The following is a 26,754-nucleotide window of genomic DNA, read 5'->3' as shown; positions in this document are numbered from 1 at the left end:
AAGCGCTGTATACGAAGCGGGAAACCGCTGGTGTACGGGCCGTGGAACGCATAGTTGAGTCCCCGGGCGCGGGATTCACCACCGTACGAAGCAGTGCCGCAGACTCCCCCACGGCCTCAGGGCGTGGGAGGTGCCCCACTCGCAGGGACCGAGGAGGAACCAGACGTTATGGGCGAGCGAACCGTGCACGGACGTATGTGGACCAAGGCGGGTGAGGCACGATGAGTTCTCTGCTGCTCCTGACCAATGCCCTTCAGCCGTCGACGGAGGTGCTTCCCGCTCTCGGCCTGCTCCTGCACAACGTGCGAGTGGCTCCGGCGGAAGGCCCTGCTCTGGTCGACACCCCGGGCGCAGACGTCATCCTGATCGACGGACGCCGGGACCTCCCCCAGGTGCGCAGCCTGTGCCAGCTGCTGCGGTCCACCGGCCCCGGCTGCCCCCTGATCCTCGTCGTCACCGAGGGCGGCCTCGCGGCCGTCACCGCCGACTGGGGCACCGACGACGTCCTGTTGGACACCGCGGGTCCCGCCGAGGTGGAGGCGCGGCTGCGCCTTGCCATGGGTCGCCAGCAGCTCGTCAACGACGACTCCCCGATGGAGATCCGCAACGGCGACCTCTCCGTCGACGAGGCGACCTACAGCGCCAAGCTCAAGGGCCGCGTCCTCGATCTGACCTTCAAGGAGTTCGAGCTCCTGAAGTACCTCGCCCAGCACCCGGGCCGCGTCTTCACCCGCGCCCAGCTGCTGCAGGAGGTCTGGGGCTACGACTACTTCGGCGGTACACGCACGGTCGACGTCCACGTACGAAGGCTGCGGGCCAAGCTCGGACCCGAGCACGAGTCGCTGATCGGCACCGTGCGCAACGTGGGCTACCGGTTCGTCACCCCCGAGAAGGGGGACCGCGGGGCGGAGGACGCGAGGGCCAGGGCGGCCCAGCCGAAACCAGAGGACAGGGACGAGGCGGCAGCCGTGTCGGCAGCCGAGGTCACGGCTGAGGCATAGAACCTCGTACGCCCTGCCCAGGGGCGGTCCATCCGCGTAGACTCCGCGCGTGGCCAAGGTGACTCGGGACGATGTGGCAAGGCTGGCGGGCACGTCCACCGCCGTCGTGAGCTACGTCATCAACAACGGACCCCGGCCGGTCGCCCCGGCCACGCGCGAGCGTGTCCTCGCCGCGATCAAGGAACTGGGGTACCGGCCCGACCGGGTGGCCCAGGCCATGGCGTCGCGGCGCACGGACCTCATAGGCATGATCGTCCCCGATGCACGGCAGCCCTTCTTCGGCGAGATGACGCACGCGGTCGAGCAGGCCGCCGCCGAGCGCGGGAAGATGGTCCTCGTCGGCAACACCGACTACGTGGCCGAGCGAGAGGTCCACTATCTGCGGGCCTTCCTCGGTATGCGCGTCTCGGGCCTGATCCTCGTCAGCCACGCGCTCAACGACCACGCCGCCGCCGAGATCGAGGCGTGGGACGCCCGGGTGGTGCTGCTGCACGAGCGGCCCGAGGCGATAGACGACGTCGCCGTCGTCACCGACGACCTCGGCGGCGCCCAGCTCGCCGTCCGCCACCTCCTGGAGCACGGCTACGAGTACGTCGCCTGTGTGGGTGGCACCGCGCAGACCCCGGCGGTCGGCGACCCGGTCTCCGACCACGTCGAAGGCTGGCGGCGCGCGATGCAGGAGGCCGGGATCCCGACCGAGGGCCGGCTCTTCGAGGCGCCGTACAACCGCTACGACGCCTACCGGGTGGCCCTGGAACTGCTGTCCGGCCCGAACCGTCCGCCGGCCGTCTTCTGCTCCACCGACGACCAGGCGATCGGCGTGCTGCGGGCGGCGCGCGAACTGCGCATCGACGTGCCGGGTGAGCTGGCGGTGGCCGGCTTCGACGACGTCAAGGAAGCCGCGCTCACCGACCCGCCGCTGACGACCGTCGCCTCGGACCGCTCGGGGATGGCCCGGGCCGCCGTCGACCTGGTACTGGACGACGGGCTGCGGGTCGCCGGGTCCCGGCGGGAGCGGCTGAAGCTGTTCCCGTCCAGGCTGGTCGTGCGGCGTTCCTGCGGGTGCGAGGGCTGAACCCGGGCCCGGCCGCCACCCCGCTGGAGAGTCTCTGCCGCGGGCACCGTTGATCGAGCCGTGCCCTCTGCCGTGCCACGTGCGACGGCTGCTCTCTCCTTGCTGAGGGACCGCTCCTCTGCGAACTCCGCGAGCTCCGTGAACCGCTCAGGTTCCGTGAACTGCTCGGACTCCGCCCGCTCCGCGGTGCCTTCACCTCCGCGCGCACCTTCCCCAGCCCGGCCCGGAGGGAAATCGCCCGGGCGGGGCTGTCGGTTGTCCGCCCGGACCTTGAACACCGGCCTTTCAGGGCCGGTCGCCGCAGTGAGGTGCCGCCGCCGGGTGTCCGGGACGCGGAACGGCCCGCCGGTGAACCGGCGGGCCGTCACAGACGCTGCGTGCAGCGCGCTCAGAACAGCAGGTTGTAGCCGTTGAAGCCGGTGCCCAGCTTGATGCGAGCGCCGAAGAGGCCGGTGGAGGCCTTGTTCGTGCCCCGGTACAGCCACAGCGTGCCGCTGGAGTCACGGGTGATGACGTCGGCGATACCGTCACCTGTCACGTCGCCGTTGGTGACGTACTGGGTGAAGTTCCAGCCGGTGCGTGCCAGGATCCTGGGCGACCACGGCGTGTGCGCCTGCTGGGTACCGCGGTACAGGTACAGGGTGCCGTTCGGGTAGCGGACCAGCAGGTCGGCCTTTCCGTCGCCGGAGAAGTCGCCGCGCCCGAAGATCTTCATGCCCTTCCAGGACTTGCTGACGACCTTGATCTTGGCGTTGAACTGGCCGTTGCCCTTGCCCGGGTAGAGGTACACAGAGCCGTCGGAGTCCACCGCGACCAGGTCGGGGCGGCCATCACCGGTCATGTCGCCCGGGATGGCGTACGACTTGTAGCCGCCCCACACCGTGCTGATCTGCATCCAGGTGAACTCCTGCGAGGCGTGGTCGAAGTAGCTGCGGTACAGCTTCCCGTCGCCCTTGTCGCGGATGATCAGGTCCTGGTAGTAGTCCCGGTCCAGGTCGGCCTGAAGACCCCAGCTGATGGTCTGCCAGCCCTTGCTCTGGTAGGCGGCCCGCCCCAGCGAGGTGCCCTTGCTGTCCAGCTCGAACAGACCGCCCGAAGGCGTACGGGCCAGCAGGTCGGCGCGGCCGTCGTACGACAGGTCGGCGTCGTCGATGCGCGGCTGGGCGCCCACGGTGTACGTGGAGACCTTGGTGAAGACCGGGTAGGCGCCCTGGGCCGTGCAGCCCTCGACGCCCCACGAGACGATGCCGACGATCTTGCCACCGACCACCAGCGGGCCGCCGGAGTCACCGTTGCAGGTGCTCTTGGTGCCCTCGTCGGTGCCCGTGGCCGGGGTGCCGGCACAGATCATCGAGCCCTCGCGGAAGTAGTCCGCACCGAGGACCGAATTCATGGCGGAGTTGCAGGTGGAGTCGGCGACCAGCGGCAGGGTGGCCTTGCGCAGGTTGGCGGACAGATCCGAACCGCCACCCGCGGTCAGGCCCCAGCCGTACACCGTGGCACTCGTGCCCGCGCGGTACAGCGTGCTGTCGTTCGAGGCAGCGAGCTGCAGCCAGCGCTGCTCCAGCGGGCGGTCCAGGGTGAGGACGGCGATGTCGTTCTGGACGGTGTCGGGGTTGTAGTGCTGGTGGCTCCACTGACGCATGACGCCCGCGACGGTTCCGCTTGCGTAGTCGTCGAGTGCGGTGGCACCGGCCAGCACCGTGCCGTTCTTCGCCCAGTTCAGGCCCGCGACGCAGTGTGCGGCGGTGAGGACCTTGTTCGGGGCGACCAGGGTGCCGCCGCAGAAGTAGCCCTCGTCGGTGGCGGGGTCGTAGTAGCCGAGCTGGACCATCCAGGGCGCGGAGGCGATGGTGGTCTCGGTGCCGCCGATGATGAACGGGGACACCTTGCTCGACCCGGTGGAGGCGGCAGGTGCCCCGGAGGCGGCCTGTCGCTTCTGCTGCGTGTTCTGGGCCGCCTGCTTCCTGGCGGCGTTGAGCAGTCGGTCGCGCAGTTCCTTGTCCGAGGCCTTCGGCTTCGGGGTGGTGGTCTGCTGCCGGAGTACTCCGGGCTTCGGGAGTCCGCCCGCGGCGGCGGCCGGCTGGGCCGCCAGGGCGCCGGCGCCGGCGAGGGCCAGCGCGAGGGCGGCCCCGGAGAGCGCTGTGGCGGGCTGTCTCCAGCGGCCGCGCAAGGCACGTATCACTCAGGGCTCCTGGGGTGATGTCGTAGAAACGGGCCCGAGAAGGGCAAACGACACACCGGCCCGACGCAGCGCACGCATGGCATGGCAGCGCTGTACGGTCGGGCGAAACCGCGGAGCCCCCCTCCGGCGCCATGATCGTAGGCCCCGGGAGTTCCCTCGCACACTCATCGCACAGACGTCAGACAAATGTTCGCCCGTCGGACACCTGATGTTTCCTTGCCCTTCGGTGTCGCGATTCTCTGGGCCCATCGCACCCCGGACACCCTTCCCGGGCCCGAGCCCGTCGGAGCCGCTCTCACAGCGACCCGGAGCGACTCCGAGCCGCCTTTAAATCGGGCATACACGGTTCTGTCGGGCTTCTCAGGGACGACTCAGGTGGCTCTCATGATCCCGGGACACTCTCTATTACATGACCGAGAGCTACCGCCGCAGCGGCGAGTACCAGTACCCCGAGGGTGACGGGCACCAGTTCGCACACCCCGGGCAGCAGCACACCTCCTCCTCCGTGAACCCCGAGTGGCCGCCCCCGCCGGCGTACCAGCCGGCGCAGCCGGTGACCGTCGAACCGGGGACCACGGTGTGGCCGGGCCGGCAGGCCGCCTCGGGTCACGGCGGCGACGGCAACGGCGGTGACACGGCTCTCCTCACCGCGGTCCCCGGCGGTTCCGGGGTGCCCACGCCGAACAAGCGCGCCAAAGGCCCGCTGGCCCTCGTCGCCGCCGTGGCGATCGTCGCCGCGGCCATCGGCGGCGGCACGGCCTACGGCATCCAGGAGCTAACCGGCAAGACCACCGTCTCCTCCAGCTCCACCAGCACCACCGTGGTGCCCTCGAGCAAGAGGGGCACGGTGGCCGGAGTCGCCGCCGCGGTCAGCCCGAGCATCGTGGAGATCAGCGCCACCTCGAACGCCGGCGAGTCGACCGGCTCCGGGGTGATCATCACGGGCAACGGCGAGATCATCACCAACAACCACGTCATCTCCGGCGCCTCCTCGATCAAGGTGACGACGAGCAACGGCAAGTCGTACCCCGCCCAGCTCGTCGGCACCGACAGCAACAAGGACCTGGCGCTGATCAAGGTGCAGGGCGCCTCCGGCCTGAAGACCGCCACGCTGGGCAACTCCGACGGCATCCAGGTCGGCGACACGGTTGTTGCCATCGGCTCCCCCGAGGGCCTGACCGGCACCGTCACCAGCGGCATCGTCTCCGCCCTCGACCGCGACGTCACGGTCTCGACCGACGAGAACCAGGACCAGGGCAACGGCCGGTGGCCGTTCGAGTTCGGCGGCCGGCAGTTCAACGGCGACACAGGCTCGTCCACGACGACGTACAAGGCGATCCAGACGGACGCGTCCCTGAACCCGGGCAACTCCGGCGGCGCCCTGATCGACATGAACGGCAACATCATCGGCATCAACTCGGCGATGTACTCGGACGCTTCCGACTCGACCTCGTCGAGCGCCGGCAGCGTCGGCCTGGGCTTCGCCATCCCGATCAACACCGTCAAGTCCGACCTGGCGAAACTGCGCTCCGGCTCCCAGAGCTGAAGCGGGCGTCCCGCCGGGCGATCGGTAAGGAGTACGACATGATCAAGCAGGTTCTGCACGAGGCGACCGCTCCCGTCGGCCCCGCCGGGGTCTCCCTGGCCCTCGCCGTGGCGTACGAACTCCACGCGCCCGCGGCACGGACCTCGCGGAGGATCGTGGTGAAGACGCCCGAGCCGCGGGTCCCGGAGGTCGCGGTGCCGCAGCTGATGGGCCTGCGCACCAGCGCGGCACGCGTCCACCGCCGCAAGGTGCCGCTGAACCGCCTCACCGCGGTCCTGGGCTGACCCCCCGCCCAGGAGTCCCCGGCGAAAAGCCCGAGCCGTCCTTTCCGTCCCCCGCCGGGAAACGTGCGAGGCTGAATGTGTGCAGCCCCGTCCCACCGCATCTCGAGGAACACCACACCCATGAGCCCCGCCGAAGGCGACCGTGAACCCCAGCGCATCCTGATCGTGGACGACGAGCCGGCGGTGCGCGAAGCACTCCAGCGCAGCCTCGCCTTCGAGGGCTACGACACCGAGGTCGCCGTGGACGGCGCGGACGCGCTGCAGAGGGCGACCGCCTACCAGCCCGACCTGGTCGTCCTGGACATCCAGATGCCGCGCATGGACGGCCTCACCGCCGCGCGCAGGATGCGCGGCGCGGGCACCACCACACCCATCCTCATGCTCACCGCCCGTGACACGGTCGGCGACCGCGTCACCGGCCTCGATGCCGGAGCCGACGACTACCTGGTCAAGCCGTTCGAACTGGACGAGCTGTTCGCCCGTATCCGCGCCCTGCTGCGCCGCAGCTCGTACGCCGCCGCCGCGGTCGGCACCCCGGAGGACGAGGCACTGACCTTCGCCGACCTGCGCATGGACCTGGCCACGCGTGAGGTCACCCGCGGCGGACGGCCGGTGGAGCTGACCCGCACCGAGTTCACGCTCCTGGAGATGTTCATGGCGCATCCGCGCCAGGTGCTGACCCGTGAGCAGATCCTGAAGGCCGTATGGGGCTTCGACTTCGAGCCGTCGTCGAACTCCCTCGATGTGTACGTGATGTACCTGCGCCGCAAGACGGAGGCGGGCGGCGAGCCGCGCATCGTGCACACGGTCCGGGGTGTGGGCTACGTCCTGCGGCAGGGCGGCGCCGAGTGATCAAGCGGGTCCGTTCACTTCCACTCCGCTCACGGCTGGCCCTGCTGGTGGCCGCGGCCGTGGCGTTCGGTGTGGCGGCGGTGTCGATGAGCTGCTGGTTCATCGTGCAGGGCAAGCTGTACGCGCAGGTGGACAGCAACCTCAGGAGCAACAGCGGACCGGTCCGGGCCGGAGGCCTGGCGAGCGTCCGGGCCGAGTGCACGACCACCCCGTCCCCGCAGGACGACCGCGGCCCCGAGGTCAACATCTACTACACGCAGGTCGTCAGTGCGACCGGGCAGGTCTGCGTCTACCAGAACTCCGCCGGCCTGGTGAAAGTCACGGACAGCGACACGGAGATCGCCGCCAACCCGACCCACGGCATCCTCCACAACAGCACCGACAGCAAGGGCAACCCGGTACGGGTGCTGACGACCCCCCTGCTGAGCGACGGCCCGGCGGGCCCGCAGCTCTACCCGGGCTACGCCCTGCTCCGGGCCTACCCGCTGAAGGACACGGACAAGACGCTCAAAGACCTCGCCGTGATCCTCCTCATCGTCTCCGGCCTCGGCGTCGTGGCCGCCGGAGCCGTCGGACTGGCCGTGGCCCGTGCGGGCCTGCGCCCCGTCGACAAGCTCACCGAGGCGGTCGAGCACATCGCCCGCACCGAGGACCTGACCACGCACATCCCGGTGAACAAGGAGAGCGAGGACGAGATCGCCCGGCTGTCCCGCTCCTTCAACTCGATGACCTCGGCTCTCGCCAGCTCCCGCGAACTGCAGCAACAGCTGATCGCCGACGCGGGCCACGAACTGCGCACACCGCTGACGTCACTGCGGACGAACATCGAACTCCTCACCCGCAGCGAGGAGACCGGCCGCCCGCTCCCCGCGGAGGACCGCAAGGCGCTGCTCGCCTCGGTGAAGGCACAGATGACGGAACTGGCCTCACTCATCGGGGACCTGCAGGAACTCTCGCGTCCCGAGAAGGACCAGCACGCCGGCAAGGCGCAGGTGGTGGAGATGCAGGACATCGTGGAGTCCGCGCTGCGCCGCGCCCGGCTGCGCGGTCCGGAGCTGACGATCACGGCGACCCTCCAGCCGTGGTACGTACAGGCCGAGCCGACCGCGCTGGAGCGGGCGGTGGTGAACATCCTCGACAACGCGGTGAAGTTCAGCCCCGAGGGCGGCACGATCGAGGTCTCCCTTCTGCGCGGCGCCCTCACGGTCCGCGACCACGGCCCGGGTATCGCGGCCGAGGAACTGCCGCATGTCTTCGACCGCTTCTGGCGCTCCCCCTCTGCCCGCGCCCTGCCGGGCTCCGGCCTCGGCCTGTCGATCGTGGCCCGCACGGTCCAGCAGGCGGGCGGCGAGGTGTCCCTGCGGCCGGCGGAAGGCGGCGGCACGGTGGCGACGGTACGGCTGCCGGGGGCGTCGATCGCACCGCCGGAGACGGCACCGAGCGAACTTCCCTGATCCGGCCGCCCCTTCACCGTCGCGCGTCGACCGGAACCCGGCGGGACTGCTGCGCGTCGTGGCCCCGGTCCCGCGAGGTCGCCTCAGCGCGGGCCCGTCGCCTCGCTCGGAAGAGTGACATGTACGAGTACCAAGTTGCCGTCGGTCTGCTTGGCTCCGCCCGCCAGAAGGCCCGTCCCCGCCGGTGGCGGGAACGGGCCTTCGATCAGGCGCGTCGATCAGTGCGCCCGGGTCACTGCACCAGGGTGATCCGGTCCGCCGCCGGCACCGGATAGGGCGCCGCGGCCGACGAGTTGGCCGTCAGATAGGCGCCGAGGGCCGCCAGGTCGTCGCCACCGACCAGCACGTTCGCGCCCTTGCCGAGCTCCGCGAAGCCGTCGCCGCCGCCCGCGAGGAAGGAGTTCATGGCGACGCGGTAGGTGGCGGCCGGGTCGATCGCCGTGCCGTTCAGCTTCACCGAGTCCACGACCACGCGCGCGGCGCCCGACTTCGTCAGGTCCAGCGTGTAGGTCAGGCCGCCGGACACCTGCAGGATCTTCGGCGAGGCCTCGTTCGCTCCGCTGATCTGCTGCTGCAGCGCCGTGATCAGCTGGGCTCCGGTCAGGTCGACCAGGTTCACCGTGTTGGCGAACGGCTGGACCGTGTACGCCTCCCCGTACGTCACCACACCGTCTCCCTCACCACCGCTCGCCGCGTAGGTGAGCGGCCCGCGGATACCGCCGGGGTTCATCAGCGCGACGGCGGCCTTGGGGTCGAGGGACTTGGCGTACGCGAGCTGCGCGTCCGCGATCAGGTCGCCGAGCGGGGACTCGGTGCCGCTGGTGCCGATCTCGCCCGCGATGTACCCGATGGGCCGGGAGGCGACGGGGGCCGCGAGCGTCTTCCACTTGTTGATCAGGTCCGTCAGGTCGGCCGCCTTGGCGACGTCACGAGTGACCACGCGGTTCGCCGACTTCACGGCCGTACGGGCGATGTCGCCGGTCCAGCGGTCGTACGTCAGCGTGGTGTCCGTGTACAGCCGGCCGAACGAGGACGCCGACGTCACCATGCGGGGGCGGCCCGCCGGGTCGTCGATCGTGCACACGTACGCCTGGTGGGTGTGGCCGGTGACCAGCGCGTCCACGGCCGGGGTGACATGCCGGGCGATGTCGACGATCGGACCGGAGATGCCGTCCCCCGCACCCGGGCTGTCGCAGTCGTAGTTGTACGCGCCCGACGCGGGCGCGCCGCCCTCGTGCACCAGGGCGACGATCGACTGGACGCCCTGCCGCTGGAGCACCTTGGCGTACTTGTTGATCGTCTCCACCTCGTCGCCGAACTTCAGGCCCTTGACGCCCTCCGCGGTGACGATGTCCGGGGTGCCCTCGAGCGTCACGCCGATGAAGCCGACCTTGATGCCGTGGTTCTTCCACACCCAGTAGGGCTTGAGGATCGGCTTGCCGGTCTTCTCGTCGGTGACGTTCGCGGCGAGGTAGGGGAAGTTCGCCCCCTGGAACTCTTCGCTGTCGTCGTAGCAGCCGTCCGTCGGGTGGCAGCCGCCGTTCTGCAGCCGGGCCAGTTCCCTGGCACCCTCGTCGAACTCGTGGTTGCCGACGCTGGTGACGTCCAGGTCCAGCTTGTTGAGGGCGTCGATGGTCGGCTCGTCGTGGAACAGCCCGGAGATCAGCGGCGAGGCGCCGACCATGTCACCGGCGGCCGCGGTGATCGAGTACGGGTTGCCCTTGCGGGCCTGCCGCAGATGTGTGGCGAGGTACTCGACACCACCCGCGTCGATGCTCTTGGTGGTGCCGTCCTTCTCGAGCTCGGTGACCCGTCCCGAGGAACCGGCCGGCGGCTCCAGGTTGCCGTGCAGGTCGTTGAAGGACAGCAGCTGGACGTTCTGGTAGCGGCCGGGGAACTCGTGACCGTGGCCGGGCCGGCTGCTGTGGGCGTCGGCCGGCAGCGCGGCCACCAGGGCTCCGACGGTGGCCAGGCCCGCGGCGGCGCCCAGGATGCGGTGAAGACGTCTGTGCCGGTAGATCGGCGGCATGTGCCCCCCTCTGTGAAGTGCGCAGGGTGCTGCCCGGCGCACGCAGCCGGACCCCGACGCACGCGTTGTGTAAAGAGCGTGCCAAGACGGCGGTCCGCGCAGCTTAGGGTCAACGCGCGTAGCGTAACAGGGGGTTCAGGGTTACAACCAGGTTGCCTTTACCTCCCCTTTCCCCGGTCCTCCCCTTACCCTCGTACCCATGACCAGCGACGACACCGACCGCCCGGCACTGCCCCGCTCCCTCGAGACCGTCACGACGCTCTCGCCCGAACAAGCCGAGACCGTCCTCGCGCTGCTCGCCGAGGCCGCCCGGGTGGACGGCCAGCAGGCCGTGTCCGAACAGGGGCGGCTGCAGCTGCGCGGCGGTGAGCGGGAAGGCGTGTCCCATCTGCTGCTGTCGGTCGACGGCACGCTCGTCGGTTATGCGCAGTTGGAGGACACGGACCCGGTGGAGGCCCCGGCGGCCGAACTGGTCGTGCACCCCTCGTACCGCGGCCACGGGCACGGCCGGGCCCTGGGCGCCGCGCTCCTTGCAACCTCCGGCAAGCGACTGCGGGTGTGGGCGCACGGCGGTCACTCGGCCGCCCGGCACCTCGCCCAGGTTCTCGGCCTCTCCCTCTTTCGTGAACTGCGGCAGCTGCGCCGCCCGTTGACCGACCTCGACCTGCCCGAGCCGAAGCTGCCCGACGGCGTGACCGTACGCACCTTCGTGCCCGGCCAGGACGACGCGGCCTGGCTCGCCGTCAATGCGGCGGCCTTCGCCCACCACCCCGAACAAGGCTCTCTCACCCAGCGCGACCTCGACGACCGCAAGGCCGAGCCGTGGTTCGACCCTCAGGGCTTCTTCCTGGCGGAACGCGAGGGCGAGCGGGGCCCCGAGCTGATCGGCTTCCACTGGACCAAGGTCCACGCGGAGGAGCAGCTCGGCGAGGTCTACGTGCTGGGCGTCCGCCCTGGCGCCCAGGGCGGCGGCCTCGGCCGGGCCCTCACCACGATCGGCCTGCGTCACCTCGCTGCCCAGGCCCTGCCGACCGCCATGCTCTATGTCGACGCGGACAACAAGGCGGCGCTCACCGTCTATGAGCGGCTCGGCTTCACGACCCACGAGACGGATCTGATGTACCGCACGGAGACGTGAGGAGCGGTCGGCCCTCAGCGGCCGCCTGGTTGTGTCAGCGGTGGGCCCGGCCCAGTGCAAGGCGCCTCGCGGTCGGCTCCGGCAGAAGCGCCGCGCCCACCGGCAGACTGAGCACCAGGAGTGCCGCCCACCGCTGATGGGCCGCCACCCAGCCGGGGGCGCCCACCGCGGCGAACAGCGCCCACCGCTCGGGCAGCAGCACCGCGAGTACCGTGCCCGCCAGCAGTGCCGCGGCCACGCCCGGCCCCGGCTGCGGCTCCTCGGTGAACCGCACGGCCGCCATCGCGCCGGTGAGCGCCAGGGCCGCGAGGACCGCCGCCTCCAAGCTGACATCCGCGACCGGAGGCCGTATCTCCCCAGGTACCAGGAGCAAGGCCACCCCCCAGCCGAGGGCGGCCTGCGGTACGACCAGCGCCAGCCGCAGTTCGGTCCGCACCGTCCGCCGGACCGGCACCACCGCGGTGATCTGCCGTGCCGGGTCGTCCAGCAGGAACGCCAGCCCCAGTGCGAAGGCGACCGCGGCGGACCTCAGGAGGGCAAGGGCCAAGCCGGCGTCGGCACCGCCGGGTGCCAACCGGGTGACGGCCGGGAGAGCGAGGCCCAGCCCGCCCGCGGCGCCGAGTACGCGCCGGGGGAGGGAGCGCCACACCGGCGGAAGAAGAGCACGGATCTCTGCGTACCTCTGCGCTACCCCTGGCATGACTTCTCGATCCCGGCACCCTCGGCCCCCGGTACGCCGAGCAGCTCCGCCGCCCGCGCCTCCGTTGTCTTCGGGGAGGTCAGCTCCGTCCAGTGCGCCTTCACCCTGGCCGTGACGCTGTAGCGCGGACGCTTGAGCAGTTCGCGGACGATCCGGGTCTGTTCGGCACTCATGGCGAGCGGGTCGGTGGGCGTCAGCGCCACGGCGGCGTCCCCGAGGCCGTCGTCCACGCGGACGCTGCGGAACGCCGCCATCGGATCGTCCTGCGCGGCCAGCGCCAGCCACATGACAGTCACCACCCGTGCGTCGCACATTCCGGAGGCCGCCTGCTCGTCACCGGCGACGAGGACGGAGGCGACCCCGACGGCGAACTCGGGGATGCGATTGCCGCCCCAGCGTGTGCCCACCGTGACCTCGCCCGGTGTGTGCCGGGGAGCGGTGGAGGAGTCGCTGTGCAGGTCGTGGACCATCGGTATCCGCTGGCGGATCGTCATCCGCGCCCCTGCGGCACCGCCGCCCGCGAGGGCCTGGACCCGGTCGGCCGCCCGCGCCCAGTCGTCCCGCCAGGCGGTCCACTCGGGGAAGGAGCAGTACGTCGATCGGCCGTACACCGCGCACGACTGGAACTTCTCCGGCGTACGGCTCAGCTTTGCGCGTGCGGCGGCCAGGGCGGGCTCGTGGCTCGGTGACTGTCCCGCGATCCCCGCGCCGGTGGCGACGAGCGCGACGACCGTCAGTGCCTTCAGCATGCGTGTGCGTCCGCCGCTCAGGAGGACCGTGACGCCCAGCAGCAGTGCCGTGAGGCCCGCCAGATACAGGGCGTGCCAGGCGGCCGGGCGGCCCAGGACCTCGGAAGGGATGGGCGAGGCGCCGTGGTCGGAGACGACCGGGTCCAGCCAGGTCAGCCAATGGGTCTCCCCTCCGGTGACGGTGGAGGCGACCAGGAGCGCGGCGAATCCCACGACCACGAACAGCGGACCGCCGGCCGTGCTGGGGTACAGCCGCGCGATGAGTACTCCGAGCACTCCGGACAGGAGCACCACAAGCGGCGCCACCACCAGTTCGGCCGGCGATCCGTGCCCGACCGCCCCGGGCCGCAGCGCCGCGGCACCGAACTCGACGGCGGCGACCACCGCGGTGACCGCCGCGAACGGCACGACGGACAGCATGTGCGCCACCGCGCGCTGCCAGCGCTCCATCACCAGCACGTCGAAGAGCCGGTCCGTGCCATGGCGCCGGGAACGGAGCGAAGCGACGTTCACACACATGAGGACGGCGACACCGAGGAGCATGGCGCCGGACTGGGTGGCACGGTCCGCGTCGTGGAGGACCGGGAAGTCGTCCATGCCGTCCCGGGAGAAGAGCAACTTCCAGACCGCTGAGCCGACGTACAGCGTGAAGAACACGAACACCGGGATGGTCAAGAGAAGTTCGCGCGCCTCGAGGCGGGCGAGCGCGAGAACGGCGGAGGCCGACGTGCGAGCGGCCCGCGTGGGTGCGGGGACCACCGGGGCCTCCTTGTCGAGGACCGTGCTCATACGGACGCCACCTCCGCGGGCTCCCCGTCGAGGACGAGCAAGTACCCGTCCTCCAGTGTCGGTTCGAGGAGGTCGGCGCCCTTCGGAGGGTCGCCGACGTTACGGAAGGTGCCCAGGCCCGTGCGCCAGCCGGCGCGGGCGCCCGGGTCCCGTTGCGTACTGCTCCAGACCCGGCCCGCCGCCCGAGCGGTCAGCTCGGCCGGGGTGCCCTCGAAGCGGACCCAGCCCCGGGCCATGACGATCACACGGTTGCAGAGCATGGCCACGTCCTCGGTCTGATGGGTGGACAGCAGGACCGTGCGGCCCTCGCCCGCGTCCGCGATCAACTCCCGGAACCGCATGCGCTGTTCGGGGTCGAGACCGACGGTCGGTTCATCGAGGAGCAGCAGACCCGGGTCCCCGACGAGGGCCGCGGCGAGGACGACGCGCTGGCGCATACCGCCGGACAGCCGCTTGATGCGCTTGCCGCGCACATCGGAGAGGTCGACGGCTTCGAGCACACGCCGCACCTCGAGGTGACGGGCGGCGCGGTCGGTCAGCTCCTTGAGGATGGCCACGTAGTCGACGAACGCGAAGGCCGTGAACTCTGGGTGGAAGCCCGGGTTCTGCGGCAGATAGCCGAGCCGGCGCCGTACCTCCTGGCGTCCGGCGGCCGTGTTCGGATCGTGCCCGAGGACGGTGAAGGCGCCCCTGTCGGCGGGCACGGCGGTGGCGAGCACCCGCAGCAGGGTCGTCTTGCCCGCGCCGTTGGGCCCGAGAAGACCGGTGACCCCCTCACTCAGACGCAGAGAGACATCGTCCAGAGCGGCCGTGCCGCCGTAGCGCAGGGTCAGGCCGGAGGCCGAGACGGTGGGAACGGTGGTCATGAGGTGCTCCTGTTGACGAAGTCGGTGAACAGCAGGGAGGGCGCCGGGGAGGCGTCGAACCTGTCGCGCAGACGGTGCAGCACGGCGGCCGCGACGACGGCGACCGCCGCCGCCACGCCCTGGCCCGCGCCGGTGAACGGGGCCGGCGTGCCGTCGGCGGTCACCTTGGCGACCACCAGCAGGGCGACCCAGCCGCCGCTGACCAGGGCGGGAGCGAGGACCGGGCCCAAGCGGGCGGTCAGCGCGAGCCCGGTGGCGGTCAGCGCCAGGGCGGGAAGCAGCCAGGCGAGGGCCCGGAGCCCGTATCCGGGGAGGGCCAGCGTCGCCAGCCCGTTCAGCGCCAGGCTCGCGACGAGCACCGCGACCGTGCGGATCATGAGCAGGCGGAAGCCGTGCAGCGGGGCGACGAGAGTGAGCTCGTACGTCCTGTCGAGGGCCGGGCCGTAGGACAGCGCGACACCCGCCAGCGGGAGCAGCGGGGCCAGTGCCAGGAAGTAGGCGGGCGAATCCGCTGCGTACACGCTGGCCACCGTCATCACCAGGACCAGCAGGACCGCTCCCAGCCAGGAGGCGCGCAGCACCGGTGTCGCGGCGAGCAGTCGCGCTGTGTGATCGGCGACCCCCACCCTCGTGAGCAGTCCTTCGAAAAGTCCCGGCCGGGGAGCGTCGAGCTCGGCGTCCAGCCGCTCCCAGCCCCGGTCCAGGGCGAGCGGGTCGCCGACCTCGGCAAGCGCCCCGCGGCAGGACGCGCACGTGACCAGGTGTGTGTCGACCGACCACAGCCGCGGCGCCTCGAGTTCGCCGCGTACATAGGCGCGAAGATCGTCGGCGTCCGCATGCCATCCGGTGGCGCCGTGCTTCTCGTCCCTCATGCCAGCTCCTCCCGCAACCGCCTGCGCGCACGCAGCGCCCTCGTCTTGACCGTGCCCGGGGGAATGCCGAGCAGGACGGCCGCCTCCCTGGTGCTGAGCCCGTCGATCACCGTCGCCTGGAGGACGGCCCTCAGCTCGGGCGAGAGCCTGGTCAGGGCGCCCGCCAGGCCCCCGTGCTCCACTCCGGCCAGGACGCGCTCCTCCGCCGAGGCCTCGTGGCGGTGCCGCAGCCTGGCCAGGGTCTGGCGCAGACGGCCGCGCGCGCCGTCACCGCGCAGCGCGTCCACCAGCCGCCGGGCGCCGATGCGCCAGATCCAGCCGGCCACGTCGCCGTCCTCGTGGTAGCGCGCGGTACCGCGCCAGACCGCCAGGAACGTCTCCTGCACGACGTCGTCGACGACCCCCGGATCGGCGCACCGGCCGCGCAGCCGTGCCGTGAGCCACGGCGCGTACCGCCGGTACAGCTCCTCGAAAGCGTGGCGGTCACCGTCTGCCGCGGCACGCAGCAGCTCCCCGTCACTTCTCGTTTCCCTCACGCCCCTTCATCGGACGAGCCCTCGCGACCGGTTCACGTTTCAGGGCAGAATTTCAGTGGCGCGGCGGCCCGTGCCCACTGAGCCCCAGGACCGGGACGGTGCGCGCCCCCCTTCCAGCTCTCCCGTACGCCGCAGCGCCGCCCGTAGACGTCCGCGAGCCCCTCCGCGCTATCCCGCACGTCATGTCGCTGTAACCGCTGATTCAGACGGGCTTGCGACGCTCGGCCAATGAACGCCGCCGTGCCAGAGCCCTCACCGCCCCCGAAGAACGGGGCCGGTGCGGAAAGCGGGCGTCCTTTCGCCGACATGCCGCCCGGTCGCTTCGACGCGCCCATCACCCGGTCGGCGCGGAACAATGGGTATATGAGCCAGCAGAACGCCCAGGCACCGGCCCACCCGTCGTCCCCCGCCACTGACCATGACGGAGAGTCCTCGGGTCGCGCGAACGTGCAGAATGAGCAACCCTCTGTAGGGTCCCTCGCCGCGCACCGCCCGCACCCCGTGCCGGCGACGGTCTCCGACCTGGAACCGGACATCGACTCCGACCTCTCGTCGTACGAGGTGGCCGAGGGCGCCCAGCTGCCGCAGGGCCGCTTCCTCGACCGGGAGCGCAGCTGGCTCCAGTTCAATGAGCGCGTGCTCGAACTGGCCGAGGACCCGAACACGCCCCTCCTGGAGCGGGCGAAGTTCCTGGCGATCTTCGCCAGCAACCTGGACGAGTTCTTCATGGTCCGGGTGGCAGGACTGAAGCGCCGCATCGCCACCGGCGTCGCCACCCGGTCCGCGTCGGGTCTGCAGCCCCGCGAGGTGCTGGAGATGATCTGGGCCCGTTCCCGCGAGCTCATGGCCCGGCACGCGGCCTGCTTCCAGGAGGACATCGCCCCGGCGCTCGCCGAGGAGGGCATCCACATCGTCCGCTGGAGCGAGCTGACCGACAAGGAGCAGGCGCGCCTCTTCACGCTCTTCCGGCACCAGATCTTCCCGGTCCTCACGCCGCTGGCCGTCGACCCCGCGCACCCCTTCCCCTATATCTCGGGGCTCTCGCTCAATCTCGCGGTCGTCGTGCGCAACCCGGTCTCGGGCCACCGCCACTTCGCGCGCGTCAAGGTCCCGCCGCTGCTCTCCCGCTTCCTGGAGGCCTCCTCGCAGCGGTACGTCCCGATCGAGGACGTCATCGCCGCGCACCTGGAGGAGCTGTTCCCGGGTATGGAGGTGCTGGAGCACCACACCTTCCGGATAACCCGCAACGAGGACCTCGAGGTCGAGGAGGACGACGCCGAGAACCTGCTCCAGGCCCTGGAGAAGGAGCTCATGCGGCGCCGCTTCGGGCCCCCTGTGCGCCTGGAGGTCGAGGAGTCCATCGACCAGTACGTCCTCGACCTGCTGGTGCGTGAGCTGAAGATCTCCGAGGCCGAGGTGTACCCGCTGCCCGGTCCGCTCGACCTCACCGGTCTGTTCGGCATCGCCAACCTCGACCGGCCCGAGCTGAAGTACCCGAAGTTCATCGCGGGCACCCACCGCGACCTCGCGGAGGTCGAGTCGGCGTCCGCGCCCGACATCTTCGCGGCGCTGCGGGAGCGGGACGTGCTCCTGCACCACCCGTACGACAGCTTCTCGACCTCGGTACAGGCGTTCCTCGAGCAGGCGGCCTCCGATCCGGACGTGCTCGCCATCAAGCAGACGCTGTACCGGACCTCGGAGACCTCGCCGATCGTCGACGCGCTCGTCGACGCCGCAGAGGCAGGCAAGCAGGTCCTCGTGCTGGTCGAGATCAAGGCGCGCTTCGACGAGCAGGCCAACATCAAGTGGGCCCGCAAGCTGGAGGAGGCCGGCTGCCACGTCGTGTACGGACTGGTCGGCCTGAAGACGCACTGCAAGCTGTCGCTGGTCGTGCGGCAGGAGGGCGAGACGCTCCGGCGCTACAGCCACGTCGGGACGGGCAACTACCACCCGAAGACCGCACGCCTGTACGAAGACCTGGGGCTGCTGACCGCGGACCAGCAGGTCGGCGCCGACCTGTCCGACCTGTTCAACAGGCTCTCGGGCTACTCGCGCCGCGAGACCTACCGCCGGCTGCTGGTCGCCCCCAAGTCCCTGCGCGACGGGCTGATCTCGCGGATCAACAAGGAGATCCAGCACCACCGGGCCGGGCGTCCGGCCTACGTCCGCATCAAGGTCAACTCGATGGTGGACGAGGCGGTCGTCGACGCCCTGTACCGCGCGTCCAAGGCGGGCATCCCCGTCGACGTCTGGGTGCGCGGCATATGCGCGCTGCGCCCGGGTGTGACCGGCCTGTCCGAGAACATACGGGTGCGGTCCATACTCGGCCGCTTCCTCGAGCACTCCCGGGTCTTCGTCTTCGGCAACGGAGGCGAGCCCGAGGTGTGGATCGGCAGCGCCGACATGATGCACCGCAACCTGGACCGCCGTATAGAAGCACTGGTCAGGGTGGCCGACCTGGCGCACCGGGCGGCCCTCAACCGGCTCCTCGAGACTGGTATGTCCGACACGACCTCCTCCTGGCACCTGGGCCCGGACGGAGAGTGGACACGGCATGCCACCGACGCGGAGGGCCAGCCCCTGCGGAACATCCAGGAGATGCTCATAGACGCCCGGAGGCGCCGGCGTGGCACAGCAACACCTTGATCCTCACACCGACCCCGCGGCCGGGCGCTCTGCCGGGCTCTCGACTCCGCTGGAGCGGGGGGATCCTCAAGAGCAGGGCGGCATCCCCACGAGGGACGTCCTCGCGAGCTACCTGCGGGCTCAGGCGACCGAGTTCCTGCGCTCGCTGCGGCAGCACCGGGAGACCGGTGCTGCCGGGGGTCCGCCTGCCCGAGCCGAGGCACGGGTGGAGGAGCGCGGAACGGACGACTCCGGCGACGCGGCGCTCGCGCTGCGCCGCTCGGCCCGCCGTATCAGCGGGACGCTCCACACGTTCCGCCCGCTCCTCGACGCGGACTGGTCCGAGGAGATGCGACCCGAACTCGCCTGGCTGTCCGGCACGCTGGCCCGCGAGCACGCGTACGCGGCCCGGCTCGAGCGGCTGCTCCTCGCGCTGCACCGGCTCTCGGGCTCCTCCGTCTTCCCGGCGCAGGCGGGGGGCGCCGCGGAATCCACCGGTAGTGGACCGCGCACCCAGACCGCCGCTCCGGAGCGCGGCAATCTGACCGTGGGCGCGGCGAAGGCGGGCGCCCTGCTGGAGCGCCAGCTGACCCTGGCCCGGACGCGCGCCCACTCCGCGGCCCTGCAGGCCCTCGGGTCGAGCCGCTTCCACGCGGTGGCGGACAGCGTCGCCGTGCTCGCCAGCGAGGTACCGCTCACGCCCGCCGCGGCCGGCGCCGACCTGCGCCCGCTGGCCGCCGCGGCCGAGGAACGCATGTGCGACGCGGTGGCGGCGCTGCCGCTGGTCACCGCGGGCCACCCGTACAACGCGGAGGCTCTGATCTACGGGCTGTCCCCGGACCCGGCCCCGCACCCGCAGGATGGCCCCTGGCATCAGGTCCGACTGCTGCTGCGACTGCACCGCTACGCCCGTGAGGTGCTGCACGGCGGGTACGGGGAGGCGCCCGTCGACGTCCGGCTGCTGGCCGCGGGCCAGGCCCTGAACCGGCACCGGGACGCCTCGGAGGCGGCCGCCGCTGCCGCCGCCGCTGCGCGCACCCCGCGCATCGCCCCGGCGACGGCCTACGCCCTCGGCGTCCTGCACGCCGACCAGCGCCACGAGGTGGAGGCCGCCCGCTACGCCTTCCAGCAGTCATGGCAGCGGCAGGCGGTGGGTACTCCGTAGGTCCGGCGTTCTGCGACAGGCACTCGTACGACGGCACGGCGCGCTCCCGGGCGCGCCGCAGGCACGAGGAAGGAGCGGGAACACTCCATGACCGAGGACGACATCATCCGGGCGGCGGGCTGTGTGCTGTGGCGCCGCTCCCCCGTCGACGGCGAACTGGAGATCTGTCTCGTCCACCGGCCGAAGTACGACGACTGGTCCCACCCGAAGGGCAAGCTCAAGCGCGGGGAGGTCCCGCTCACGGGCGCGCTGCGAGAGGTGGGGGAGGAGACGGGTTACGGCGCGGTGCCCGGCGCCCGCCTGCCCACCGCCCACTACGAGGCGGGCGGCCGCCCCAAGCAGGTCGACTACTGGGCGGCCGAGGCGACGGAGGGCTTCTTCACCCCGAACCACGAGGTGGACCGCATCCTGTGGCTCCCGCCGACTACGGCCCGTCACCGCCTGACCCAGCCCCGCGACCGGGATCTGGTCGACGCCCTCCTGAGCGCACTGAACCTCACGTGATCGCCTTCGCAAAGGGCCGCCCCGGCATTCGGAGCGGCCCTTCGCTCTCCGCGGCGGGGCGGCCGCGCAGCGCGGCCCGGCGCCCTTGGACACTCGGCGTTCACCATCACGGACCGTGTCCGGACCATCATGGGCGTGCCATAAAGCGCTTCGGTGATCAGGATCTTCCGGACATGAATGACCTTGCTCAGATGCGTAGAGTTACGAGCATCCGGAGTGTCACTCGGAACCACCCTGTGTCCTTTATGTAAGCGTTCCGTGATCTAACCGCACCGTCTATAGGGGTTCACCCTGCGTTCACTTATGGCCATAAGCGGCTTCACCTGATCTGCCTACTTTCGGCCTTACCTGATGGAGGACGCGATCTGGAAATGCGCGTCCGCATCAACCACAACTTCGCACGCCGCCGATCAGGACGGCGGCAACTGGAAGGAACTCCCGAAAGTGAAGCTTCAGCGCATGAACCGGCGGGCCATCACCCTCGGTGCTCTCGCCGTCTCCGGCGCCCTGGCCCTCACGGCGTGCGGCTCCGACGACACGGGCAGCAAGAACGGTGGCAGCAGCGCCTCCGCCTCGTCGTCGACGAACGCCAGCTCCATCAAGTGCGACGCCAAGGGCGGCCAGCTTCTCGCCGACGGCTCCTCCGCGCAGAAGAACGCGATCGACGCCTGGGTCGCGCAGTTCAGCCAGGCCTGCCAGACCCAGATCAACTACAAGGCCGGCGGCTCCGGTGCCGGTGTGACCTCCTTCACCCAGGGCCAGCTGGCCTTCGCCGGCTCGGACTCCGCGCTGAAGCCCGAAGAGGTCGCGGCCTCCAAGAAGGTCTGCACCGGCGGCCAGGGCATCGACCTCCCGATGGTCGGCGGCCCGATCGCCCTCGGCTACAACCTGCCGGGCGTGGACAACCTGGTCCTGGACGCCAAGACCATCGCCGAGATCTTCAACAACCAGATCAAGACCTGGAACGCCCCGGAGATCAAGAAGCTGAACCCGAGCGCGAAGCTTCCCTCCACCAAGATCCAGGCGTTCCACCGCTCTGACGAGTCCGGCACCACGGACAACTTCACCAAGTACCTCAAGGCCGCTGCCCCGTCCGTCTGGGGCAAGTACGAGGGTGGCAAGGCCTGGCAGGCCCCGGGTGGCCAGTCCGCGCCGCAGTCCGCGGGTGTGGCCCAGCAGGTGAAGCAGACCGCCGGCGCCATCGGCTACTTCGAGCTCTCCTACGCCAAGGACATGTCCACGGCCAAGATCGACACGGGCGCCTCCGCCCCGGTCGAGGCCAACATCGACAACGCCACCAAGGCCATCGCCGACGCCAAGGTCGTCGGCACCGGCAAGGACCTGTCGCTGCAGCTGAACTACAACACCAAGGCCGACGGTGCCTACCCGATGGTCCTGGTCACCTACGAGATCATCTGCGACAAGGGCAACAAGGCGGACACCCTGCCCGCCACCAAGTCCTTCCTGCGCTACATCGCGAGCGAGGACGGTCAGAAGATGCTGACCGACAACAGCTACGCGCCGATCCCCGACGCGATCATCTCCAAGGTCCGCACCACCATCGAGGGCCTGAGCTGATTTGAGAGTGCGGTCCGGTCCCCTCGCGGGACCGGACCGCACCGTCCGGTGCACCGCCGCCAGGAGCCGCATCACACGTGCGGCTCCGCAGACCGGAGAACCCGATGGACATATCTACACACAACACACAAGCACCTCCCCCCGCCCCACGGCCGTCCACAACCGAGCGCAAGCGCGCAGCCCGTGGCGCCACCCGACCCGGAGACCGGATCTTCCTCGGTCTCTCCCGTGGGTCGGGCATTCTGCTGCTGGTGATCATGGCCGCGATCGCGGTCTTCCTCACCTACCGTGCGTCCCTCGCCATCAGCAAGGACCACGGGAACTTCCTGACCACCTTCGAGTGGAACACCAACGTCACGCCGCCGGTCTTCGGTATCGCCGTACTGGCCTTCGGCACCGTGGTCTCCTCGATCATCGCGATGATCATCGCGGTCCCGATCGCGGTCGCCATCGCGCTCTTCCTGACGCACTACTCGCCGCGCAGGATGTCCGGGCCCATCGCCTACGTGATCGACCTGCTCGCCGCCGTGCCGTCCATCGTCTACGGCCTGTGGGGCGCCCTGGTCCTCGTACCGAACCTGGGCGGCCTCTTCAGCTGGCTGAACGACTACTTCGGCTGGACGGGCATCTTCTCCTGGGAGGGCGGCGCCCCCCGCTCGATGCTCACCGTCGGCATCCTGCTCGCGATCATGATCCTGCCGATCATCACCAACGTGAGCCGCGAGGTCTTCCGCCAGGTCCCGCAGATGCACGAGGAGGCGGCCCTGGCCCTCGGCGCCACGCGCTGGGAGGTCATCCGCATGGCCGTCCTGCCCTTCGGCCGCTCCGGTGTCATCTCCGCCTCGATGCTCGGCCTCGGCCGCGCGCTCGGCGAGACGATGGCCGTGGCCACCGTGCTCTCCCCGGACTTCCTGATCCACGCCAGCCTGCTCAACCCGGGCGGCGGCACCTTCGCCCAGAACATCGCCAGCAAGTTCAGCGAGGCGACCGAGGACGGCCGTGACGCGCTGATCGCCTCCGGCCTCGTCCTGTTCGTCATCACCCTGCTGGTCAACGGCGCGGCCCGCGCGATCATCGCCCGCCGCAAGGAGTACTCGGGGGCCAACGCATGAGTCACGCAGCCGTCGCCGACAAGCGCCACAGCACCTTGCGCGGCGCCAGCCTCCCCAAGTGGTCCCCCTGGGCCATCGCCCTCGGCTCGATCGTCGTGGCGTCCGCCATCGGCGCCGTCGCCGGCCTGACGAGCCACATCCAGTGGGGCGTGATCGCCGCCATCCTCTTCCTGCTCGGCACGTACGGCATCGCCGCGCGCGTCGAGGGCCGCCGCCAGGCCAAGGACCGCGTCGCGACCGCCCTCGTGTGGGTCGCCTTCCTGCTCGCCGTCGTGCCCCTGGTCTCCCTCGTCTGGACGACCGTCGCGCGCGGTGTGAAGGTCCTCGACATCTACTTCCTGACCCACTCGATGGGCATCGTCGCGGACTCCCAGCCCGGCGGTGGCATCTACCACGCCATCCTCGGCAGCCTCGAGCAGGTCGGTCTCGCCACCGTGATCGGCGCGCCGATCGGTGTGCTCACCGCGATCTACCTCGTGGAGTACGGACGGGGCCGGCTCGCGCAGGCCGTCACCTTCTTCGTCGACGTGATGACCGGTATCCCGTCGATCGTCGCCGGTCTGTTCATCCTCAGCCTGATGCTGATCTTCAAGATGCAGCCCTTCGGCTTCGCCGGTTCGCTGGCCCTGGCCATCCTGATGATGCCGGTCGTCGTCCGCTCCACCGAGGAGATGCTCAAGCTCGTCCCGAACGAGCTGCGCGAGGCCTCGCTGGCGCTGGGCGTGCCCAAGTGGCGCACCATCCTGAAGGTGGTCCTGCCGACCTCCATCGGCGGCATCACCACGGGCATCATGCTGTCGATCGCCCGTATCGCGGGCGAGACCGCGCCGGTGCTGCTGCTGGTGTTCGGCAACCGCTTCATCAACGCCAACCCCTTCGAGGGTGCACAGCAGTCGCTGCCGCTGTACATCTACCAGCAGTACGCGAACAGCGCGGGTGCCAACGCGGCGTACGACCGTGCCTGGGCGGCGTCGCTCACACTGATCGCCTTCGTGATGATCCTCAACCTGCTGGCCCGCGGCATCGCGCGCTGGAAGGCCCCGAAGACCGGTCGCTGACGCGGCCATCAGCGACTGATACTGGAAGTGAAGTAGTCATGGCCAAGCGAATCGACGTAAGCGGACTCACCGCCTACTACGGCTCCCACAAGGCGATCGAGGACATCTCGATGACGGTCGAGCCGCGATCGGTGACGGCGTTCATCGGTCCCTCCGGCTGCGGCAAGTCGACGTTCCTGCGCACGCTCAACCGCATGCACGAGGTCACCCCCGGCGGGCGCGTCGAGGGCAAGGTGCTCCTGGACGACGAGAACCTCTACGGCGCCGGCATCGACCCGGTCTCCGTCCGCCGTGAGGTGGGCATGGTCTTCCAGCGCCCGAACCCCTTCCCCACGATGTCGATCTTCGACAACGTGGCCGCGGGTCTGCGCCTGAACGGCAACTACCGCAAGTCGGAACTGAACGACATCGTCGAGAAGTCCCTCAAGGGCGCGAACCTCTGGAACGAGGTGAAGGACCGCCTCAACAAGCCGGGCTCCGGCCTGTCCGGTGGTCAGCAGCAGCGTCTCTGCATCGCCCGCGCGATCGCGGTCGAGCCGAACGTCCTGCTGATGGACGAGCCCTGCTCCGCCCTGGACCCGATCTCCACCCTCGCCATCGAGGACCTGATCGGCGAGCTGAAGGAGCGCTTCACGATCGTCATCGTGACGCACAACATGCAGCAGGCGGCGCGTGTCTCGGACCGCACGGCGTTCTTCAACCTTTCGGCCGTGGGTCAGCCCGGCCGGCTGATCGAGATCGACGACACCGAGCGGATCTTCTCCAACCCGTCGGTCCAGGCGACCGAGGACTACATCTCGGGCCGTTTCGGCTGAGCCGACGGTCTGCGGATGACCCCTCGCGGTGCTGCATGGCGGTGCCACCGCGAGGCCGAAGAGGGCCCGCCCCCGGCTCCCGGGGGCGGGCCCGTTCGCGTGGTCGTCCACGTCGTCATTCGGCCACTTCTGTCCGTTCCCACCACTGGTACACGGTCACCCGTCCTTCCCCGCTGCCCTCGTGGCGCGTCGTGACCTTGTAGTGCTCGTAGCCACCGCGGTGCGGGATCTTCAGCTCTTGTCCGGGAGGAACGATCGGCACGGTGCTGCCCGCCAGATCGTCCGGCCCGCCTTCGAGAAGTGCCTTGGTAGTCATAGCTCCAGTCTTGCCACCCCACCGACACCCGCATCTCGAGACGACCTCGGGCACTGATCCGCGCCGGAGGGGAGGCCCGGCAGGATGCCGGGAAACCGGGCGGGGCAGAGGGACCGGGGGAGAGACGGGGCAGCGTGGGACGCGGGAGCAGGGATACAGAAACCCAGGAGCGCGGCGGCGCGAGGCTTCGGGTGGCAGCAGCCGGTAGGCATCCAGTGCGGAAAGGCACCGGTGCAAGCGCCGCACGGCGGTCGCGGGCCGGGATCCGGGGGCCCGGAGGCGGGTCGAGGGACCCGGAGTGCGGTCGCGGTCGACGGGCCCAGTCTTCGATCGCGGCAGGCGACCCAACCCCAGAAAGGGCAAGCGCCTGAGGCGGAGGGAAATCCCGGTATCCGGACGGCCGACGCCTCTGCGCGCCTCATCCTCCGCAAAGCCGGCGCCTCTGCGCGCCCCGCGTACGTGCGTCGGGCGCGTCCTGGAGAGGTCCTACCGGCCGTCGCCCGCGGCTACAGGAACGCCAGGTTGATCACCCAGAAGCTCGCCGCGGCCACGAGCGCCGCCGCCGGCATGGTGATGAACCAGCCCAGGACGATGTTCTTCGCCACGCCCCAGCGCACGGCGTTCAACCGCTTCGTTGCGCCCACACCCATGATCGCCGACGTTATGACGTGCGTGGTCGAGATCGGGGCCCTGAACAGGTACGCCGTCACGAACATGATCGAGGCGCCGGTGGTCTCCGCCGCGAACCCCTGGGGCGGATCCAGTTCGATGATCTTGCGGCCCAGCGTGCGCATGATGCGCCAGCCGCCCGCGTACGTCCCGAGCGAGAGCATCGCCGCGGAGACGAGCTTGACCCACACCGGGATCGGTTCCCCGTAGTTCTCGACATTCCCGATGACCAGCGCCATCACCACGACGCCCATCGTCTTCTGTGCGTCCTGAAGACCGTGGCCGAGCGCCATTCCGGCAGCCGACACCGTCTGCGCTATGCGGAAGCCCCGCTTGGCCTTGAGCGGATTGGCCCGCCGGAAGATCCACAAGATCGCCAGCATCACGAGGTAGCCGACGATGAGGCCGACCACGGGCGACAGGAACATCGGCGTGATGATCTTGTCCAGGACCCCGGACCAGTAGACCGTCGTGCCACCTGCCAGCGCCGCTCCCACCAGTCCGCCGAACAGGGCGTGCGACGAGGAGGACGGCAGACCGAAGTACCAGGTGATCAGGTTCCAGACGATGGCCCCGGTCAGCGCCGCGAAGAGGATGCCCATACCCTTGCCGCCCTGTGGCGTCTGGATGAGGCCCTCACTGACCGTCTTCGCCACGCCACTGCCCAGGAACGCACCGGCGAGGTTCATCACCGCCGCCATCACCAGCGCCGCCCGCGGCGTCAGCGCGCGCGTCGACACCGATGTCGCGATGGCGTTCGCCGAGTCGTGGAAGCCGTTGGTATACGCGAAGAAGAGTGCGACCAGGATGGTCAGGATCAGAGCAAAGGTGTCCAT

Annotated in this window: 23 protein-coding genes; 14 read left to right on the top strand and 9 right to left on the bottom strand. The window is 70.3% G+C overall.

The window, feature by feature from the left end; translation table 11 throughout:
- Positions 1 to 221: 221 nt before the first annotated feature.
- Positions 222 to 1,001, top strand: coding sequence for a winged helix-turn-helix transcriptional regulator (locus ACQEXA_RS30340; protein WP_433131651.1), 780 nt, complete (start codon positions 222 to 224; stop codon positions 999 to 1,001).
- Between the two features lie 49 nt (positions 1,002 to 1,050).
- Positions 1,051 to 2,076 carry a LacI family DNA-binding transcriptional regulator gene (locus ACQEXA_RS30335; RefSeq protein WP_359403491.1) on the top strand — a complete coding sequence of 342 codons (1,026 nt, stop codon included), beginning with the start codon at positions 1,051 to 1,053 and terminating at the stop codon, positions 2,074 to 2,076.
- Positions 2,077 to 2,464: 388 nt separating this feature from the next.
- On the opposite strand, the gene ACQEXA_RS30330 is transcribed toward ACQEXA_RS30335, so the two are convergent.
- Positions 2,465 to 4,261 carry a trypsin-like serine protease gene (locus ACQEXA_RS30330; RefSeq protein WP_433131648.1) on the bottom strand — a complete coding sequence of 599 codons (1,797 nt, stop codon included), beginning with the start codon at positions 4,259 to 4,261 and terminating at the stop codon, positions 2,465 to 2,467.
- 409 nt (positions 4,262 to 4,670) lie between these two features.
- Between ACQEXA_RS30330 and ACQEXA_RS30325 the strand changes: the two genes are divergently transcribed.
- The 4 genes from ACQEXA_RS30325 (at position 4,671) to ACQEXA_RS30310 (ending at position 8,397) form a co-directional block, all read left to right on the top strand.
- Positions 4,671 to 5,807, top strand: coding sequence for a S1C family serine protease (locus tag ACQEXA_RS30325; protein ID WP_433131646.1), 1,137 nt, complete (start codon positions 4,671 to 4,673; stop codon positions 5,805 to 5,807).
- 38 nt (positions 5,808 to 5,845) lie between these two features.
- Complete coding sequence (locus tag ACQEXA_RS30320) at positions 5,846 to 6,091, top strand: hypothetical protein (protein WP_432929605.1); 246 nt, start codon at positions 5,846 to 5,848, stop codon at positions 6,089 to 6,091.
- 120 nt (positions 6,092 to 6,211) lie between these two features.
- Entirely contained in the window at positions 6,212 to 6,943 is a 732-nt protein-coding gene (locus ACQEXA_RS30315) for a response regulator transcription factor (protein ID WP_432929607.1), read from the top strand.
- Positions 6,940 to 8,397 (top strand): sensor histidine kinase, encoded by a 1,458-nt coding sequence (locus ACQEXA_RS30310; RefSeq protein ID WP_432929609.1) that lies wholly within the window; start codon positions 6,940 to 6,942, stop codon positions 8,395 to 8,397. Before ACQEXA_RS30315 ends, ACQEXA_RS30310 begins: the two co-directional genes overlap by 4 nt.
- 232 nt (positions 8,398 to 8,629) lie before the next feature.
- Here ACQEXA_RS30310 and ACQEXA_RS30305 read toward each other — a convergent pair whose 3' ends face one another.
- Entirely contained in the window at positions 8,630 to 10,426 is a 1,797-nt protein-coding gene (locus ACQEXA_RS30305; protein WP_432929611.1) for a bifunctional metallophosphatase/5'-nucleotidase, read from the bottom strand.
- Between the two features lie 199 nt (positions 10,427 to 10,625).
- Here ACQEXA_RS30305 and mshD point away from each other — a divergent pair, with 199 nt between their 5' ends.
- On the top strand, positions 10,626 to 11,564 hold the full coding sequence (mshD, locus tag ACQEXA_RS30300) for a mycothiol synthase (protein ID WP_359403512.1): 939 nt from the start codon (positions 10,626 to 10,628) through the stop codon (positions 11,562 to 11,564).
- Between the two features lie 34 nt (positions 11,565 to 11,598).
- Here the strand turns inward: mshD and ACQEXA_RS30295 are convergent, their stop codons facing one another.
- Genes ACQEXA_RS30295 through ACQEXA_RS30275 form a run of 5 tightly spaced genes read right to left on the bottom strand, consistent with a single transcriptional unit; the run spans position 11,599 to position 16,076 of the window.
- A complete protein-coding gene (locus ACQEXA_RS30295) occupies positions 11,599 to 12,213 on the bottom strand; it encodes an ABC transporter (RefSeq protein WP_432929613.1) in 615 nt (204 codons plus the stop codon).
- A 38-nt stretch (positions 12,214 to 12,251) separates the two neighbouring features.
- The gene (locus tag ACQEXA_RS30290) at positions 12,252 to 13,802 is read right to left on the bottom strand and encodes an ABC transporter permease (RefSeq protein ID WP_432929615.1); all 1,551 of its coding nucleotides are present in this window, start codon (positions 13,800 to 13,802) and stop codon (positions 12,252 to 12,254) included.
- The gene (locus tag ACQEXA_RS30285) at positions 13,799 to 14,668 is read right to left on the bottom strand and encodes an ABC transporter ATP-binding protein (protein WP_432929617.1); all 870 of its coding nucleotides are present in this window, start codon (positions 14,666 to 14,668) and stop codon (positions 13,799 to 13,801) included. The genes ACQEXA_RS30290 and ACQEXA_RS30285 overlap by 4 nt, the downstream gene beginning before the upstream one ends.
- Positions 14,665 to 15,540 (bottom strand): zf-HC2 domain-containing protein, encoded by an 876-nt coding sequence (locus tag ACQEXA_RS30280; protein ID WP_432929619.1) that lies wholly within the window; start codon positions 15,538 to 15,540, stop codon positions 14,665 to 14,667. The genes ACQEXA_RS30285 and ACQEXA_RS30280 overlap by 4 nt, the downstream gene beginning before the upstream one ends.
- Positions 15,537 to 16,076 (bottom strand): RNA polymerase sigma factor, encoded by a 540-nt coding sequence (locus tag ACQEXA_RS30275; protein ID WP_432929621.1) that lies wholly within the window; start codon positions 16,074 to 16,076, stop codon positions 15,537 to 15,539. The genes ACQEXA_RS30280 and ACQEXA_RS30275 overlap by 4 nt, the downstream gene beginning before the upstream one ends.
- A gap of 228 nt (positions 16,077 to 16,304) precedes the next feature.
- Between ACQEXA_RS30275 and ACQEXA_RS30270 the strand changes: the two genes are divergently transcribed.
- From ACQEXA_RS30270 to pstB, 7 genes are all read left to right on the top strand, one after another.
- Complete coding sequence (locus ACQEXA_RS30270) at positions 16,305 to 18,722, top strand: RNA degradosome polyphosphate kinase (RefSeq protein WP_432929623.1); 2,418 nt, start codon at positions 16,305 to 16,307, stop codon at positions 18,720 to 18,722.
- A complete protein-coding gene (locus ACQEXA_RS30265; RefSeq protein WP_433131644.1) occupies positions 18,703 to 19,866 on the top strand; it encodes a CHAD domain-containing protein in 1,164 nt (387 codons plus the stop codon). The genes ACQEXA_RS30270 and ACQEXA_RS30265 overlap by 20 nt, the downstream gene beginning before the upstream one ends.
- Before the next feature lie 87 nt (positions 19,867 to 19,953).
- On the top strand, positions 19,954 to 20,370 hold the full coding sequence (locus ACQEXA_RS30260; RefSeq protein ID WP_432929626.1) for an NUDIX hydrolase: 417 nt from the start codon (positions 19,954 to 19,956) through the stop codon (positions 20,368 to 20,370).
- A gap of 444 nt (positions 20,371 to 20,814) precedes the next feature.
- On the top strand, positions 20,815 to 21,948 hold the full coding sequence (gene pstS, locus ACQEXA_RS30255; protein ID WP_432929628.1) for a phosphate ABC transporter substrate-binding protein PstS: 1,134 nt from the start codon (positions 20,815 to 20,817) through the stop codon (positions 21,946 to 21,948).
- Positions 21,949 to 22,052: 104 nt separating this feature from the next.
- A complete protein-coding gene (gene pstC, locus ACQEXA_RS30250) occupies positions 22,053 to 23,060 on the top strand; it encodes a phosphate ABC transporter permease subunit PstC (protein ID WP_432939305.1) in 1,008 nt (335 codons plus the stop codon).
- Positions 23,057 to 24,118 (top strand): phosphate ABC transporter permease PstA, encoded by a 1,062-nt coding sequence (gene pstA, locus ACQEXA_RS30245; protein ID WP_359403541.1) that lies wholly within the window; start codon positions 23,057 to 23,059, stop codon positions 24,116 to 24,118. The genes pstC and pstA overlap by 4 nt, the downstream gene beginning before the upstream one ends.
- Positions 24,119 to 24,156: 38 nt before the next feature.
- Positions 24,157 to 24,933, top strand: a complete 777-nt coding sequence (gene pstB / locus ACQEXA_RS30240; protein WP_359403544.1) for a phosphate ABC transporter ATP-binding protein PstB — start codon at positions 24,157 to 24,159, stop codon at positions 24,931 to 24,933.
- A gap of 115 nt (positions 24,934 to 25,048) precedes the next feature.
- On the opposite strand, the gene ACQEXA_RS30235 is transcribed toward pstB, so the two are convergent.
- The gene (locus tag ACQEXA_RS30235) at positions 25,049 to 25,249 is read right to left on the bottom strand and encodes a DUF5988 family protein (protein WP_359403547.1); all 201 of its coding nucleotides are present in this window, start codon (positions 25,247 to 25,249) and stop codon (positions 25,049 to 25,051) included.
- Between the two features lie 506 nt (positions 25,250 to 25,755).
- Positions 25,756 to 26,754, bottom strand: coding sequence for an anion permease (locus ACQEXA_RS30230; RefSeq protein WP_432929631.1), 999 nt, complete (start codon positions 26,752 to 26,754; stop codon positions 25,756 to 25,758).

The organism is Streptomyces sp. CA-106110 (assembly GCF_050936285.1).
GTDB lineage: Bacteria > Actinomycetota > Actinomycetes > Streptomycetales > Streptomycetaceae > Streptomyces.
Note: the sequence above shows the minus strand (reverse complement) of the source record. Positions and strands in the feature narration are given on the sequence as shown.

Bases quoted from the DNA above. Each gene is read 5' to 3' on its own strand.
- ACQEXA_RS30340 (WP_433131651.1), top strand. From the start codon at position 222: ATGAGTTCTCTGCTGCTCCTGACCAATGCCCTTCAGCCGTCGACGGAG.
- ACQEXA_RS30325 (WP_433131646.1), top strand. From the start codon at position 4,671: ATGACCGAGAGCTACCGCCGCAGCGGCGAGTACCAGTACCCCGAGGGT.
- ACQEXA_RS30320 (WP_432929605.1), top strand. From the start codon at position 5,846: ATGATCAAGCAGGTTCTGCACGAGGCGACCGCTCCCGTCGGCCCCGCC.
- ACQEXA_RS30315 (WP_432929607.1), top strand. From the start codon at position 6,212: ATGAGCCCCGCCGAAGGCGACCGTGAACCCCAGCGCATCCTGATCGTG.
- ACQEXA_RS30305 (WP_432929611.1), bottom strand. From the start codon at position 10,426: ATGCCGCCGATCTACCGGCACAGACGTCTTCACCGCATCCTGGGCGCC.
- mshD (WP_359403512.1), top strand. From the start codon at position 10,626: ATGACCAGCGACGACACCGACCGCCCGGCACTGCCCCGCTCCCTCGAG.
- ACQEXA_RS30290 (WP_432929615.1), bottom strand. From the start codon at position 13,802: ATGAGCACGGTCCTCGACAAGGAGGCCCCGGTGGTCCCCGCACCCACG.
- ACQEXA_RS30285 (WP_432929617.1), bottom strand. From the start codon at position 14,668: ATGACCACCGTTCCCACCGTCTCGGCCTCCGGCCTGACCCTGCGCTAC.
- ACQEXA_RS30280 (WP_432929619.1), bottom strand. From the start codon at position 15,540: ATGAGGGACGAGAAGCACGGCGCCACCGGATGGCATGCGGACGCCGAC.
- ACQEXA_RS30270 (WP_432929623.1), top strand. From the start codon at position 16,305: ATGAACGCCGCCGTGCCAGAGCCCTCACCGCCCCCGAAGAACGGGGCC.
- ACQEXA_RS30260 (WP_432929626.1), top strand. From the start codon at position 19,954: ATGACCGAGGACGACATCATCCGGGCGGCGGGCTGTGTGCTGTGGCGC.
- pstC (WP_432939305.1), top strand. From the start codon at position 22,053: ATGGACATATCTACACACAACACACAAGCACCTCCCCCCGCCCCACGG.
- pstA (WP_359403541.1), top strand. From the start codon at position 23,057: ATGAGTCACGCAGCCGTCGCCGACAAGCGCCACAGCACCTTGCGCGGC.
- pstB (WP_359403544.1), top strand. From the start codon at position 24,157: ATGGCCAAGCGAATCGACGTAAGCGGACTCACCGCCTACTACGGCTCC.
- ACQEXA_RS30235 (WP_359403547.1), bottom strand. From the start codon at position 25,249: ATGACTACCAAGGCACTTCTCGAAGGCGGGCCGGACGATCTGGCGGGC.
- ACQEXA_RS30230 (WP_432929631.1), bottom strand. From the start codon at position 26,754: ATGGACACCTTTGCTCTGATCCTGACCATCCTGGTCGCACTCTTCTTC.